Origin of the sequence: Limnohabitans sp. Jir61 (assembly GCF_003063545.1) — a bacterium.
Taxonomy (GTDB): Bacteria; Pseudomonadota; Gammaproteobacteria; order Burkholderiales; family Burkholderiaceae_C; genus Limnohabitans.
In genome coordinates this window covers 821,732-834,868 of record NZ_NESD01000001.1, presented here as the reverse complement: position 1 = coordinate 834,868, position 13,137 = coordinate 821,732, and the positions used below count along the sequence as shown (strand labels likewise).

Annotated in this window: 14 protein-coding genes and 1 tRNA gene; 4 read left to right on the top strand and 11 right to left on the bottom strand. The window is 54.7% G+C overall.

The features are described 5' to 3' along the window. Window positions 1-9: 9 nt before the first annotated feature. From B9Z35_RS04155 to B9Z35_RS04130, 6 genes are all read right to left on the bottom strand, one after another. On the bottom strand, window positions 10-1,317 hold the full coding sequence (locus tag B9Z35_RS04155) for an aspartate aminotransferase family protein (RefSeq protein ID WP_108282370.1): 1,308 nt from the start codon (window positions 1,315-1,317) through the stop codon (window positions 10-12). Beyond that, entirely contained in the window at window positions 1,314-2,213 is a 900-nt protein-coding gene (locus B9Z35_RS04150) for an NAD(P)-dependent oxidoreductase (protein WP_158268112.1), read from the bottom strand. Before B9Z35_RS04150 ends, B9Z35_RS04155 begins: the two co-directional genes overlap by 4 nt. Then, window positions 2,213-2,926, bottom strand: coding sequence for a trans-aconitate 2-methyltransferase (locus tag B9Z35_RS04145; protein ID WP_108282368.1), 714 nt, complete (start codon window positions 2,924-2,926; stop codon window positions 2,213-2,215). The genes B9Z35_RS04150 and B9Z35_RS04145 overlap by 1 nt, the downstream gene beginning before the upstream one ends. Before the next feature lie 155 nt (window positions 2,927-3,081). After that, on the bottom strand, window positions 3,082-3,819 hold the full coding sequence (gene phbB / locus B9Z35_RS04140) for an acetoacetyl-CoA reductase (RefSeq protein WP_108282367.1): 738 nt from the start codon (window positions 3,817-3,819) through the stop codon (window positions 3,082-3,084). Window positions 3,820-3,889: 70 nt separating this feature from the next. Further along, window positions 3,890-5,068: an acetyl-CoA C-acetyltransferase gene (locus B9Z35_RS04135; protein WP_108282366.1), complete on the bottom strand. Its 1,179-nt coding sequence runs from the start codon at window positions 5,066-5,068 to the stop codon at window positions 3,890-3,892. Between the two features lie 31 nt (window positions 5,069-5,099). Then, window positions 5,100-6,773 (bottom strand): alpha/beta hydrolase, encoded by a 1,674-nt coding sequence (locus B9Z35_RS04130; protein ID WP_108282365.1) that lies wholly within the window; start codon window positions 6,771-6,773, stop codon window positions 5,100-5,102. 105 nt (window positions 6,774-6,878) lie between these two features. On the opposite strand from B9Z35_RS04130, the gene B9Z35_RS04125 reads away from it, so the two are divergent. Next, window positions 6,879-7,196 carry a hypothetical protein gene (locus B9Z35_RS04125; RefSeq protein ID WP_108282364.1) on the top strand — a complete coding sequence of 106 codons (318 nt, stop codon included), beginning with the start codon at window positions 6,879-6,881 and terminating at the stop codon, window positions 7,194-7,196. On the opposite strand, the gene pgeF is transcribed toward B9Z35_RS04125, so the two are convergent. After that, window positions 7,128-7,922, bottom strand: a complete 795-nt coding sequence (gene pgeF, locus B9Z35_RS04120; protein WP_199219760.1) for a peptidoglycan editing factor PgeF — start codon at window positions 7,920-7,922, stop codon at window positions 7,128-7,130. The two genes, B9Z35_RS04125 and pgeF, sit on opposite strands and share 69 nt — an antisense overlap. A gap of 87 nt (window positions 7,923-8,009) precedes the next feature. Here pgeF and B9Z35_RS04115 point away from each other — a divergent pair, with 87 nt between their 5' ends. From B9Z35_RS04115 to B9Z35_RS04105, 3 genes are read left to right on the top strand one after another with little or no spacing between them, the layout of a single operon-like run. Next, a complete protein-coding gene (locus tag B9Z35_RS04115) occupies window positions 8,010-8,315 on the top strand; it encodes an antibiotic biosynthesis monooxygenase (protein WP_108282363.1) in 306 nt (101 codons plus the stop codon). A gap of 22 nt (window positions 8,316-8,337) precedes the next feature. Further along, on the top strand, window positions 8,338-9,033 hold the full coding sequence (locus tag B9Z35_RS04110; protein WP_108282362.1) for a fumarylacetoacetate hydrolase family protein: 696 nt from the start codon (window positions 8,338-8,340) through the stop codon (window positions 9,031-9,033). A 4-nt stretch (window positions 9,034-9,037) separates the two neighbouring features. After that, window positions 9,038-9,586: an NUDIX hydrolase gene (locus tag B9Z35_RS04105; RefSeq protein WP_108282361.1), complete on the top strand. Its 549-nt coding sequence runs from the start codon at window positions 9,038-9,040 to the stop codon at window positions 9,584-9,586. Window positions 9,587-9,653: 67 nt separating this feature from the next. Here B9Z35_RS04105 and B9Z35_RS04100 read toward each other — a convergent pair. From B9Z35_RS04100 to pheT, 4 genes are all read right to left on the bottom strand, one after another. Next, window positions 9,654-9,730 (bottom strand) — tRNA-Pro (locus tag B9Z35_RS04100). A gap of 26 nt (window positions 9,731-9,756) precedes the next feature. Then, complete coding sequence (locus B9Z35_RS04095) at window positions 9,757-10,218, bottom strand: MerR family transcriptional regulator (RefSeq protein ID WP_108282360.1); 462 nt, start codon at window positions 10,216-10,218, stop codon at window positions 9,757-9,759. Window positions 10,219-10,331: 113 nt separating this feature from the next. Beyond that, entirely contained in the window at window positions 10,332-10,667 is a 336-nt protein-coding gene (locus B9Z35_RS04090; protein ID WP_108282359.1) for an integration host factor subunit alpha, read from the bottom strand. 26 nt (window positions 10,668-10,693) lie between these two features. Continuing rightward, the gene (pheT, locus tag B9Z35_RS04085; RefSeq protein ID WP_108282358.1) at window positions 10,694-13,120 is read right to left on the bottom strand and encodes a phenylalanine--tRNA ligase subunit beta; all 2,427 of its coding nucleotides are present in this window, start codon (window positions 13,118-13,120) and stop codon (window positions 10,694-10,696) included. Window positions 13,121-13,137 lie beyond the last annotated feature (17 nt).

The window sequence follows — 13,137 nt, the reverse complement described above, 5'->3', positions numbered from 1 at the left end:
ATTGAAGACTCAAACTGCTAATGCGACACGCAATGATTGCGTGGCCACCTCTTCAAGCCAACCCAAATCCACGTGCTGATGCGCTTCGCAAATGAACCATGGCTCGCGAGAGTCTGGCTCGAGCATCACGCCACGTGCAATCAGCTCCCACGCAAACTTGCGATACAGCTCGCTGTTGGTCACACGCCAATCCCGGTAGTTGGTGGGCACGGTAGCGCTGAAGTGAATACCAAACATCGCAGGTGGACCTGCAAATGCATGCTCTAGTCCCGCAGCTGTGAACACACGGCCCAGCACTTCTTGAATCTGTTCACCTGCATGGTTGATGGTTTGCTGAGCGTTGGTCTCGGCCAAAATTTTGAGCGTAGCGTGTGCCGCACTAAGCGCCACCAAGTTAGCCGTATACGTGCCGCCATGCACCACACCGCCCGGGTGCGAGCCCACCACATCCATCACATGCGCTTTGCCGCCGAAGGCTGCGACGGGGTAACCATTACCCATGGCTTTGGCGTAGGTGGTGAGGTCGGCATGGATGCCGTATAACTCTTGCGCCCCACCCTTTGCGACGCGAAAACCTGATTTCACTTCGTCAATGATGAGCACCGTGCCGTGCTGTGTGCACAGATCACGCAAACGCTGCAACCATTCTTGGCTGGCTGCCACACTGCCCGCATTGCCAATGATGGGCTCAATCACCACACAGGCCAAGGTGTCGCCTTGCGTGGCAAACAAGTTTTCTAGAGCTTCAAAGTCGTTGTGGCTGATGATGCTCAACAACTCGCGGCTGCGCTCAGGAATGCCCCCGCCAAAGGGAATCACTTTGGGTGCGACGTTGCTGCCCGGTTGCCAATGCTCAATGTCAGACTTCCACATCATCTCGTCATACAAGCCGTGGAAGGAGCCTTCTACGATCGCCACGCGGTCGCGCTTGGTGTAGCCGCGCGCAGTGCGCACTGCTCCCATCACCGCCTCGGTGCCCGAGTTGGCAAAGCGCATCTTGTCGATGTTGGGGCACATGGCTTTGATTTGCTTGACCACCGTGGTGTCGAGCTCGGTCGAGAAGCCTGAGAGGGTGCCGCGCTGGGTGATTTGCTCAATCACTGCGTTGTCCACGCGTTCATCGCGGTAACCCAAGATGATGGGACCGTAGCCTAAGCGAAAGTCCACATAGGTTTTGCCGTCCACATCGGTAAGCATGCAGCCTTTGGCGCTGGCGATGAACACCGTGTCTTTTTCGCCCCAATAGCGGTAGTTCTCGGCCACGCCTTGTGGCATGTGCAAATGGGCTTCGGCAAGTAAACGCGATTGGTGTGTCATGGTCGCAGCATGTGTCCGACACGCTCTTCTAAAAGTTTCACCACATGCAGCTCAGCCGCATCTGGGCCGTAGGTGGCCATGGCTTGTTGGAACAACTGCTGCGCCATGCCGCCCATGGGCAAATCGTAGCCCTGTGATTTGGCAATGCCGTTGATCAGGCCTAAATCTTTGCAGCACAAGGCCAGCGAAAAACTGGGGTCGTAGTGACCGGCAAAGATGGATGGCACATCATGCTCAGCCACCCAGCTGTTGCCAGCGCTTGACTTGATCGCCTCCCACACGGTGTGCAACGGAATGCCTGCCTTGGCGCCCAGCATCAAACCTTCGCCAATCGCTGCAGCGCTGACAAACCACAACAAGTTGGTGAGCAGCTTGATGGTCGCGCCATTGCCGGGCTCGCCCACGTGAAAGATTTTTTCGCCAATGACGTCGAAGATGGGTTTGTGTTTTTCAAAGGTCGCTGGGTCTCCGCCTACAAAAATAGACAAGCGACCCAAGGCCGCCATGTCTACCGCATTGGTGACGGGCGCTTCTAAAAATCCCACGCCTTTGCTGTTGGCCAAAGCCACCAATTCGCGCACCAACTCCACAGCACAGGTAGAGGTGTCAATCACAGTTGCGCCCGCTTTGACGTGGGCCAACACGCCCTGCTCGCCCAACATGACTTCACGCACTTGCACGGGGCCCGGCAAAGAAGCCATCACCACGTCAGCCTCAGCAGCGCCTTCGGCCAAGCTGTTGACCCATGTTGCGCCCAAGGCGATCAAGTTATCAGCCTTGGAACGCGTCACATCAAACACGGTGACGGGGTAACCCGCTTTGATCAAGTTGGCTGCCATGGGGTTACCCATGTTGCCCACACCGATGAAAAACAATTTCGGTTTTGCAGCGCTCATCATTTCACTTTCTTGAACTGCAAAAACAGTTGGTTGGGGTCTCGCTCTGGCACGTACTCAAAACCGTACGTACCCATGAGCGCTTGCGCTTGGGCAAAGGTATAAGTGCGGTAGTGCACAGTTTGATCCATCAATTTTTGGTCGCCATCGTGCAAGAAATAGTGCTTGGTAAAACCAATGTCTGTCGGATCAATTTGCTGCGAATAGGTCATGCCATTCGAAATAGTGGTTTCGTAATTGTGGTGCGGGCCTTGGATGCCCAGCAGCAAAGTGCCCCCTACCGCAATGTGCTTGGCCAAATGCTCAAATCCCAATTCATTGGCGTGTGCATCGGCGATGTGGCTCACCAAGAAAGGCTCTTTGTCACCGTCAATCACGAAGTACCAAACGCCGCCATAAGAGAAAGCCAACTCATGTTTATCGTCAAGCGCCAGTTCAGTGATGTTTTGCTGCGAGAGCGACACAGTTGGAAAAGGTGCCAAACGCTTTTGTGCAATCGACAACATGGGCGCGGTCAGGTCAATGCCAGTGATGGGCAGCTTTGGCTGACGCTTGGCCAGCTCTTCCAAGATCAACCCTGTGCCGCAACCGATCTCTAACACGTTGCGCTCAGGATGGTGTGAAACCAAGCTGTCGACGATCTTTGCGTAGTCGTAGTAACCCGAAGTCATGATGACGTCGTAGTAACCCGCCATATTCGTGTAATCACCCATATTGTCAGACAGGCAAATTTGCCAAAGTTATTGATAAAACCACTTTAACAAATAATTTTTACGGGTTATTACTGGTTTAACTCACAAAACAAAAAAGCCGCAGATCACTCTGCGGCTTTGGCAAATGTGGAGACGCCAGTGGCGTCAACCACACATTAACCCATGTGCAAACCACCGTTCACAGCGAAGTCAGCACCTGTGGTGTAGCCGCCGTCTTCGCTGGCCATCCAAGCGATGATGGATGCGATTTCAGCAGGCTTGCCCAAACGCTTAACGGGTACGGTGGCCACGATCTTTTCCAACACGTCAGGACGGATGGCGTTGACCATGTCGGTACCGATGTAGCCAGGTGACACGGTGTTGACCGTAACACCTTTGGTGGCCAACTCTTGGGCCAAAGCCATGGAGAAGCCATGCATACCAGCCTTGGCAGCTGAGTAGTTGGTTTGACCGGCTTGGCCTTTTTCACCGTTGACTGACGAGATATTGATGATGCGGCCCCAACCACGTTCGACCATGTCTGGCACAACTTGCTTGGTCACGTTAAACATCGAGTCGAGGTTGGTGCTCATCACTGCGCTCCAGTCTTCGCGTGTCATCTTCAAGAACATGCGGTCCTTGGTGATACCAGCGTTGTTGACCAACACGTCGATCGGGCCATGTTCTGCTTTGGCTTTTGTGAAAGCTTCCACAGTGGAATCCCAATCACCTACGTTGCCAACAGATGCATAAAAGGTGTAACCCAAAGCTTTTTGCTCGTCCAACCACTTCACAAAGTCACGTGTTGGGCCGCAACCCGCGATAACTTTGAAGCCTTCTTTGTGAAGGCGTTGGCAAATGGCGGTCCCGATACCACCCATACCACCTGTGACGTACGCTACTTTTTGACTCATTTTTTTGTCTCCTAATTTATGAGTTATTTGAAAAAGAAATTTTTAAATTTATGTGTGACCGACCGCGCAATCAACGCTCAAGTGCCAAAGATACGCCCATACCGCCACCGATACACAGTGCGGCCAAGCCCTTCTTGGCATTGGTGCGTTGCATTTCGTGCAGCAAGGTCACCAAGATGCGGCAGCCTGATGCGCCGATGGGGTGACCAATGGCAATCGCGCCACCGTTGACGTTGACCTTGGCTGGGTCGATGTCCAGCTGTTGGTTCACGGCGCAGGCTTGTGCAGCGAAGGCTTCGTTGAGTTCGAACAAATCGACATCCGAGGCTTTCCAGCCAGCACGCTCCAGCGCTTTGCGTGAGGCAGACACGGGGCCCATGCCCATGATTTTTGGATCCAAGCCGCTGGTGCCGAATGCAGCAATGCGTGCCAACGGTGTGAGGCCTAAAGCAGCCGCTTTCTTAGCTGACATCACCACCACTGCGGCAGCGCCGTCGTTGATGCCTGATGCGTTACCAGCTGTCACTGAACCTGCTTTGTCGAAGGCTGGGCGCAAACCGGCCAAGGCTTCGGCGGTGGTTTTCTTGTTGATGTATTCGTCAGCGTTGAACTCGATGGGGTCACCCTTGCGTTGAGGGATCTGCACCGACACGATTTCGTCTTTGAACTTGCCCGCGTCTTGAGCAGCAGATGCTTTTTGTTGGCTAGCCAAAGCCAAGGCATCTTGCATGTCGCGTGTGATGTTGAATTCTTTAGCCACGTTCTCCGCCGTGATGCCCATGTGGTATTGGTTGTAAACGTCCCACAGACCGTCGACGATCATGGTGTCAATCATGTTCCAGTTACCCATGCGTTGGCCATCACGTGAACCCAACAGCACATGGCCTGAAGCGCTCATGTTTTCCTGACCGCCGGCCACCACGATATCGCTGTCGCCATACGCCACCGCTTGTGCAGCCAGCATCACGGCTTTGAGGCCAGAGCCGCACACAGCATTGATGGTCAAGGCAGGAACTGCGTTAGGAACACCAGACTTGATCAAAGCTTGACGCGCAGGGTTTTGGCCTGCGCCAGCAGCCAACACTTGACCCATGATGACCTCGCCCACCATGGATGGATCGACCTTGGCACGTGCCAGGGCTTCGCGAATGACGATAGAACCCAACTCTGTGGCTGCGATTTTGGCGAGTGAACCACCAAACTTGCCCACGGCGGTGCGTGCGGCTGAAACGATGACGATGTCTTCCATGTGTGTCTCCGAAAATAAATGGATTTAAAAATTAATGACTTGAACGTTCTTTGACGTAACGGCCAGGTGCGGCCTCAATCGCTTTATGTTTGCCCTTGCCGTAGGCTTTGGGGGCTGCAATTTGTTTGCCTGCATGAGTCTTGAGCCATGCAGACCAGTCGGTCCACCAGCTGCCCGCGTGTTCTTTGGCTTTGCCAATCCACTGCTCAGCATCTTTTGGAAAGCTAGTGTCGCTACCTGTCCAATAGCAACGCTTGTTAGCTGCAGGTGGGTTGATCACACCGGCGATGTGGCCTGATGCACCCATCACAAAACGCTTCTTGCCTGGGAACACTTGCGTGCTGGCGTATGCGCCACCGATGGGCACGATGTGGTCTTCACGTGAGCCGTAGATGTACAGCGGCATGTCCACTTTGCGCAGGTCAATCTTCTCGCCGCACACCTTGGCTTTGCCAGGCTTGATGAGGTTGTTCTCGAGGTAAGTGTTGCGCAAGTACCAGGCATACATGGGGCCAGGCAAGTTGGTGGAATCGCTGTTCCAATAGAGCAAGTCAAACGGTGGTGGTGTTTCGCCTTTGAGGTAGTTACCCACCACATAGTTCCACACCAAGTCGTTGGGGCGCAAGAAACTGAAGGTCGACGCCATGTCTTTACCCTTCATCAGCCCGCCTTTGGCGAACTGCCCCTCACGAAACTTCACGAAGGCTTCGTCGATGAACACATCCAAGATACCCGTGTCGGTGAAGTCGATCAAGGTGGTGAGTAACGTAGCGCTGGCCACTGGCTTTTCGCCACGTGCCGCTAATACGGCGAGCGCGCTAGAAAGAATGGTGCCGCCGACGCAAAAGCCCAAAGCGTTGATTTGTTTGGAGCCGCCGATTTCTTGCACCACCTTGATGGCTTGTATGGCAACGTCTTCCACATAGTTGTCCCATGTGGTGTTGCGCATGCTCTCGTCAGGGTTACGCCAGCTCACCACGAACGTGCGGTGGCCTTGGGCCACAGCGTAGCGAATGAAAGAGTTTTCGGGCTGCAAGTCCAAAATGTAGAACTTGTTGATGCAAGGCGGGATGAACAAGAACGGACGCTCGTAGACCTTGGCGGTGAGTGGCTTGTATTCGAGCAGTTGGAAGAACTCGTTTTCAAACACCACTTTGCCTTCGGTGGTAGCCACGTTTTTGCCGACTTCAAACAAGCTCTCGTCGGTCATTGACACATGACCTTGCTGCATGTCGTGCAACAAGTTTTGGATGCCTTTGGAAATGCTCTCGCCTTTGGTGTCGATCGCTTTTTGTTGGGCTTCGGCATTGAGTGCCAAGTAGTTGCTAGGAGCAGCGGCAGCGGCCCATTGTTCAACAGCGAATTGAATACGTGCTTTGGTTTTTGGGTCTGTGTCTGCGGCGTCAGTGAGCGCCATCATGGTGCGTGTGTTGAGCAAATACGCAGCTGCAGTGAAGGCAGCCATTGGGTTGTGGGCCCATGCTTCGCCTTTGAATCGGCGATCTTTGACTTCGGTATTGCCATGCAGGCTTTGGTTCCAAAGTGCAGTGGCCTCTTCGATGTACTGTTTTTGCAGCGCTTCGAGTTTGTCAGGAGAGAAACTCAGTGAGGGAGTCTTCGCATCCCCTCCACCGATTGTTTGAAATGAGGCCAGGGCTTTGAGCCAGCTATCCCCTAGGCTCTTGAGGGCCGCATTCTGATCCATCGCTAACTCCTATACAGTCGCTGTTATTGTTTTAACTGTCGCCAGTATGTCAGTGAAAAGCCTTCGAATTGCTGACACAAATCAAACCCAAGAGAAAACCCCTAGATGTATTTGGTCCTGATCGCGTGGATTTACGTGGCTTTCATGATGGCCATCGCTGAAGCAACAAGCCCCGTGGGCTCTTTGCTTGGCGCAGCCTTTACTTTTTTGCTCTACGGCCTACTACCCATGAGTGTGGTCGGCTACATCATGGGCACGCCTGCCAGACGCCGAGCCATCAAGGCCAAAGAAGCCGCAGAGCGCGAACAGGCGCTTGCGGCAAACGGTATACAAAACGCGGGTGGCGATGACGCGTCAGTTGCGCCAAATGCACACGGCGAAGCGTCCGGTCACACCATCGCGCCTGAACGAAAACAGCCTTGAGCGCTGCGCGACCGTGCACCACTCGGCCGTGCTGTCATTGCCAGCCACCGAGCTAACGCCCATAGCCTGCAAACGCCATCTCGCTAAGCCAGCAAGGTCTGCCAGCCACTTCTGTGCGTGTGTGGGGTGCGGCTTGAAATAACGTTCAGCGGCTGATGCATCGCCATGGGCGCTGAAAGCCACGCGCACATCATCCCCCACTTCAAACGCATCAGGGCCAATGCAAGGCCCAAGCCAAACACGCACTTGCGCTGGGGCGACGCCTGCTTGCTCGCACATCGCATGCACTGTGTGCTCAACCACACCCGCCGCTAAACCACGCCAGCCTGCATGTGCCGCAGCCACCACTTGGCCAGAGTCATCGGTGAACAACAAAGGCAAACAGTCGGCCACCATGATGGTGCAAGCTACTCGCGACTCTGACGTGATGCAAGCATCGGCCTTCGTGCCATCGAGCGTGGCGGCGTTGAGCTGAACCACGTCCACGCCGTGCACTTGGCTCAGGAACAAGGGCCGCGCCCCACCCAGCTGCGCTTGTAGCAAAGCGCGGTTATGAGCCACGGCATGCACATCGTCTTGCACATGGTCGCCCAAGTTAAAACCATCAAAGGGGGCTTGTGACACACCGCCCACTCGCGTGGTGCACACGGCCTTCACACCTGCAGGCAATGCCCAATCCATAGGCCAGAACAACGGCGTAGCAGGTGTGTGGGAGGCGTAACTCATAAGGACAAAGGATATCCCGAATGCGACGATGGCCAACGCTGGCTCACGTTAGACTTGAGATAAGTTTTAACTCAACACACATTCATCATGATTCTCGAACTCGTCGACATCCGCATCCAACCCGGCCAACAAGCCGCATTCGATGAAGCCATTCAACGTGGCGTAGAAACCGTCATTGCCAAAGCCAAAGGTTTTCAAGGCTTCAAAATCAACCGCGGCATCGAGTCACCCGAGCGCTATATTTTGCAAATCTTCTGGACCACGCTCGAGAACCACACAGTGGACTTCCGCGAGTCGCCAGCTTTTGCGGAATGGCGCGCCATCGTCGGCCCCTTCTTTGCACAGCCTCCCATGGTGGAGCACTTTGAACTCGTGAGCAAATCACAAGGCTAAGCCTTCGCAACTGGAGACACGCATGAGCTACGCATTCGAACCTACGCCCGTTATATCCGTGCCCGTGGTGGGCAAGCCTGAGCGCTTTCCAGTGCACCGCATTTACTGCGTGGGCCGCAACTACGAAGAACACGCCAAAGAAATGGGCTTCACAGGCCGTGAACCGCCCTTCTTCTTCATGAAGCCTGCAGACGCTGTGTTGGTGGTCAATGCGGGTGAAACGGGTGACATGCCCTACCCCAGCCTCACCAAAAATTTGCACCACGAAATTGAGTTGGTGGTGGCCATTGGCAAAGGTGGCAAGAACATCAAAGCAGCCAACGCACTGAGCCACATCTACGGTTACGCCGTGGGCCTGGACATGACACGCCGAGACTTGCAAAACGAGATGAAGAAACAAGGCCGCCCTTGGTGCATTGGCAAAGGCTTTGACCACAGCGCACCTATTGGCCCCATCACACCTGCAGCACAGGCTGGCGATGTGGCTAACGCTGAGATTTTTGTGCAAGTCAACGGCCAAGACCGCCAACGCAGCACCACCAGCCAACTCATTTGGAACATCGCAGAAACGATTGAACATTTGTCCGCTGCATGGGAACTGCAACCCGGAGACTTGATTTACACCGGCACGCCAGAAGGCGTAGGCGCTGTGGTGGCCGGCGACACGCTGGTGGGGGCAGTGGCTGGCTTGGGCGAGCTCAAAGTTCGCATGGTCTAACGCCATGCTGCACCGCCCGCTCATCCAACATTGCAAAGCCTGCGGTAGTGCGGTGACTTACCGCATCCCCGACGATGGCGACACGCGTGAGCGTGCGGTGTGCAACGCTTGCCACACCATCCATTACGAAAACCCACTCAACGTGGTGGGCACCGTGCCTGTGTGGGGCGACAAAGTGTTGCTGTGCAAACGCAACATCGAGCCACGCTTAGGTAAATGGACTCTTCCTGCGGGCTTCATGGAACTAAACGAAACCGTAGCCCAAGGCGCTGCACGTGAAACGGTGGAAGAAGCCGGTGCACAGTTTGAAATGCAAGAGTTGTTCACACTGATGAACGTCACACGCGTGGGCCAAGTGCATTTCTTTTACCGAGCGCAACTCACCAGCGACACCTTTGACCCTGGCCACGAAACGCAAGAAGCGCGTTTGTTTGCCGAGCATGAAATACCCTGGGACGAGATTGCATTTCGCACCGTCAAAGAAACCTTGCAACACTACTTTGCAGACGCAAAGAAAGGCAAGTTTGAGATGCACCACGTCGATATCGTTTAAAACGCTTTAAACGAGGCCAGAAAAGACAAAAGGGCTAGTAACGTAGTTACTAGCCCTTGGTCATTCTTGGTCGGTGTGAAAGGATTCGAACCTTCGACCCCTTGCACCCCATGCAAGTGCGCTACCAGGCTGCGCCACACACCGAATCAGGCTGAAATTATAGCGCTTAGTCAGTGCAGCTCAGTGAGCAAGTCACGAATTTGTGTGAGTTCTTTGCGCAAGGTTTGCAACGCTTCCTCGCTGCTGCTCAGCGCGAGGGGGGGCAACTCATGGGCGTCGTCTGAATCGACATCTAAGTCGTCTTCAAAACCATCGTCATCCACCAAGTCCACATCGATCAACTCACCACCCACACGACGGCGTTCGCGCTCGGATTGCACCAACTCTTGCAACTTGTTGCGAGCGCCGGTGATGGTGAAACCTTGGTCATACAAGAGGTCGCGAATACGGCGAATCATCAGCACTTCGTGGCGCTGGTAATAGCGGCGATTGCCGCGACGCTTCATGGGACGCAGCTGCGTGAACTCCTGCTCCCAATAGCGCAGCACGTGCGGCTTAACGCCGCACAACTCGCTCACTTCACCAATGGTGAAGTAGCGTTTGGCCGGAATGGAAGGGAGGGATTTCTCCATGAAAATCAGTAGCTTGTAAACGGGACCGCAGAGGTTACACGAAGATTCTGCCTTTAGCGGTCACCCTTGACAGTTTTGACAAAAAAAAGAGGCCTAGTCGGCCTCTTTATCAATCAGTTGTCAACTTTGGGATTACTGTCGCCCTGAATTTGCTCTTTCAGCTTATGACTCGCATGAAAAGTTACCGCTCTTCTCGCTTGAATCGGAATCAATTCACCTGTGCGTGGATTGCGTCCTGGGCGAGGGGCTTTGGTGCGAATTTGAAAGTTTCCAAAGCTAGAAATCTTCACATCAGTGCCATTGACCAAGCTTTGCGCAATCAGATCAAAGAAGGCATCAATCATGTCCTTCGATTCACGTTTGTTCAAACCGATTTGCTCGAACAACAAATCAGCCAGCTGCGCTTTAGTGAGCGCTGGCGTTTCTAGGCTTTCAAAAGACAGTTCCATACGGTTCTCTTTTTAACGTAAAAACATCAAGCGCGCAAACGCGCGGACACTTGAGCGGCCAATTCAGCCAGCACAGCTTGCACCACGCCTTCGATTTTCGTTTCATTCAAAGTAGCTTCATCGCTGTTGAGCGTGAGGCGCACGGCCAAGCTCTTCTCATCCATCGCCATGGCAGCACTTTCTGTCTTGGGGCGATACACATCAAACAACACGGCATTGCGCAGCAAGCCTTGTGTTTTAGCAGCATGCACCGCAGCCATCAACTGGGCGTGCGTGACGCTGTCTTTGACGATCACAGCAATGTCGCGTTCCACGTTGGGGAACTTGGCCACGCCAGCAGACTTAGGCACATCGCGATGCAACACGGCATCGAGTGAGAGTTCAAACATCACGGGCGCTTGGGTCAGCTCCCAGCTTTGACGCCAGCGTGGGTGCAACTCACCTACATGGCCCACGGCTTGGCCATTGACCAACACCTTGGCACAACGGCCTGGGTGCATGGCTGGATGCTCAGCCGCTTCAAACTGCGGCACAGCGGGGGCCAACAAAGCTTCCACATCGGCTTTCACGTCGAAGAAGTCTGCAGCTTGTTCCTTGGTGCCCCATTGCAAAGGCGCAGCGCTGCCAAAGGCAATGCCTGCCACGTGCATGGGCTGGTCGAAGCCTTGTACGGTGGTGTCTGTGTTTTGCACCGATGCCTCTTTGTGGAACACACGGCCAATTTCAAACACGCGCACGCGTGAGGCTTTGCGGTCGACGTTGAACTTCACCACGTTGAGCAAGGAGCCCAACAAGGTGGAGCGCATCACGCTCATTTGGCTGGCGATGGGGTTGAGCAGCTTGATGGGGTTGGCATTGCCTGCCAACTCGTGTTCCCAACGCTCATCCACAAAGCTGTAGTTGATGGTTTCTTGATAGCCCAAGTTGGCCAAGTGATGGCGCAAGGCGTGCGGGCTGCGCTGCGCCTCTTTGCACACGCTGGCCGTGATGGGCGCCAAAGGTGGTGTGGTGGGCAGGTTGTTGTAACCCACCATGCGTGCCACTTCTTCGATCAGGTCTTCTTCGATTTGCAAATCGAAACGGAACGATGGTGGCTGCACGGTGACAACACCCTCGCCTTCTGTCACGGGCAAGCCCAAGCCACGCAAAGCATCAGCAACACGTTGCTGGGTCAGCGGCATGCCAATGACTTTTTCAGCACGTGCCACGCGCAGCGTGACAGGCTTGGCCACAGGCATGTTGACGCGTTGGTCGTCGATCGGGCCCACCGTGGTGTTGGGTGTGCCGCAAATGTCAATCACCAACTGGGTGATGCGCTCGATGTGTTCCACCGTCAACTCAGGATCCACACCACGCTCAAAACGGTGGCCGGCATCGGTGCTGAAGTTGAAGCGGCGTGAGCGACCTGCGATGGCCGAGGGCCACCAGAAGGCAGCTTCGATGTAAATGTTTTGCGTGTCGTCGCTCACGGCAGTGGCGTCGCCACCCATGATGCCGGCGAGTGATTCGACTTGATGTGCATCAGCGATGACGCCCACTTTCTCGTCCACAGTGACGGTGTTGCCGTTCAAAAGCTTGAGTTGTTCACCCGCTTTGCCCCAACGTACATCCAAGCCACCTTGAATTTTGTCGAGATCAAAAATGTGCGAAGGACGGCCCAGCTCAAACATCACGTAGTTAGAGATGTCGACCAAGGGGCTCACGCTGCGCTGGCCACAACGGGCCAAGTGGTTCACCATCCAAGCGGGTGTTTGCGCTTTGGTGTTCACGCCACGCACCACGCGGCCAGAGAAACGGCCACACAAATCAGTAGCGTTGATATTCACAGCAACTTTGTCCGCGTTAGTCGCGGCAACGGCTGGGAAAGTAGGCGCCTTCAACGGTGCACCTGTGAGGGCAGACACTTCGCGGGCAATGCCATACACGCTCAAGCAATGCGCCAAGTTAGGCGTGAGCTTGCATGTCATCAAGGTGTCATCGAGGTTCAGGTACTCGCGGATGTTTTGACCCAATGGTGCATCGGCTGGCAACTCAAGCAAACCGCCGTTGTCGTCCGCAATTTTGAGTTCTTTGGCCGAGCACAACATGCCTTGGCTTTCCACGCCACGCAGTTTGCCCACTTTGATTTTGAAGGGCTTGCCATCTTCACCGAGTGGCAACTCTGCACCCACGGTAGCGCATGGAATTTTGATGCCCACGCGTGCATTGGGTGCGCCGCACACGATGTTGAGCAACGCGCCCTGCCCCACGTCCACTTGGCAAATGCGCAAGCGGTCAGCGTCTGGGTGCTGCACGGCTTCTTTGATTTCACCGACGACGATGCCTGTGAAAGGCGGCGCAACGGGTTGGAGTTCTTCCACTTCCAAACCGGCCATGGTCAAGGTGTCGGCCAGCTCTTGGGTGGTGAGTGAGGGGTTGCAGAATTCGCGCAACCAGGATTCGGGGAATTGCATGATGAATCTCGTGTGTG

Bases quoted from the DNA above. Each gene is read 5' to 3' on its own strand.
- pheT (WP_108282358.1), bottom strand. From the start codon at position 13,120: ATGCAATTCCCCGAATCCTGGTTGCGCGAATTCTGCAACCCCTCACTC.
- B9Z35_RS04150 (WP_158268112.1), bottom strand. From the start codon at position 2,213: ATGAGCGCTGCAAAACCGAAATTGTTTTTCATCGGTGTGGGCAACATG.
- B9Z35_RS04125 (WP_108282364.1), top strand. From the start codon at position 6,879: ATGTATTTGGTCCTGATCGCGTGGATTTACGTGGCTTTCATGATGGCC.
- pgeF (WP_199219760.1), bottom strand. From the start codon at position 7,922: ATGAGTTACGCCTCCCACACACCTGCTACGCCGTTGTTCTGGCCTATG.
- B9Z35_RS04145 (WP_108282368.1), bottom strand. From the start codon at position 2,926: ATGGGTGATTACACGAATATGGCGGGTTACTACGACGTCATCATGACT.
- B9Z35_RS04090 (WP_108282359.1), bottom strand. From the start codon at position 10,667: ATGGAACTGTCTTTTGAAAGCCTAGAAACGCCAGCGCTCACTAAAGCG.
- B9Z35_RS04155 (WP_108282370.1), bottom strand. From the start codon at position 1,317: ATGACACACCAATCGCGTTTACTTGCCGAAGCCCATTTGCACATGCCA.
- B9Z35_RS04110 (WP_108282362.1), top strand. From the start codon at position 8,338: ATGAGCTACGCATTCGAACCTACGCCCGTTATATCCGTGCCCGTGGTG.
- B9Z35_RS04130 (WP_108282365.1), bottom strand. From the start codon at position 6,773: ATGGATCAGAATGCGGCCCTCAAGAGCCTAGGGGATAGCTGGCTCAAA.
- B9Z35_RS04135 (WP_108282366.1), bottom strand. From the start codon at position 5,068: ATGGAAGACATCGTCATCGTTTCAGCCGCACGCACCGCCGTGGGCAAG.
- B9Z35_RS04105 (WP_108282361.1), top strand. From the start codon at position 9,038: ATGCTGCACCGCCCGCTCATCCAACATTGCAAAGCCTGCGGTAGTGCG.
- B9Z35_RS04115 (WP_108282363.1), top strand. From the start codon at position 8,010: ATGATTCTCGAACTCGTCGACATCCGCATCCAACCCGGCCAACAAGCC.
- B9Z35_RS04095 (WP_108282360.1), bottom strand. From the start codon at position 10,218: ATGGAGAAATCCCTCCCTTCCATTCCGGCCAAACGCTACTTCACCATT.
- phbB (WP_108282367.1), bottom strand. From the start codon at position 3,819: ATGAGTCAAAAAGTAGCGTACGTCACAGGTGGTATGGGTGGTATCGGG.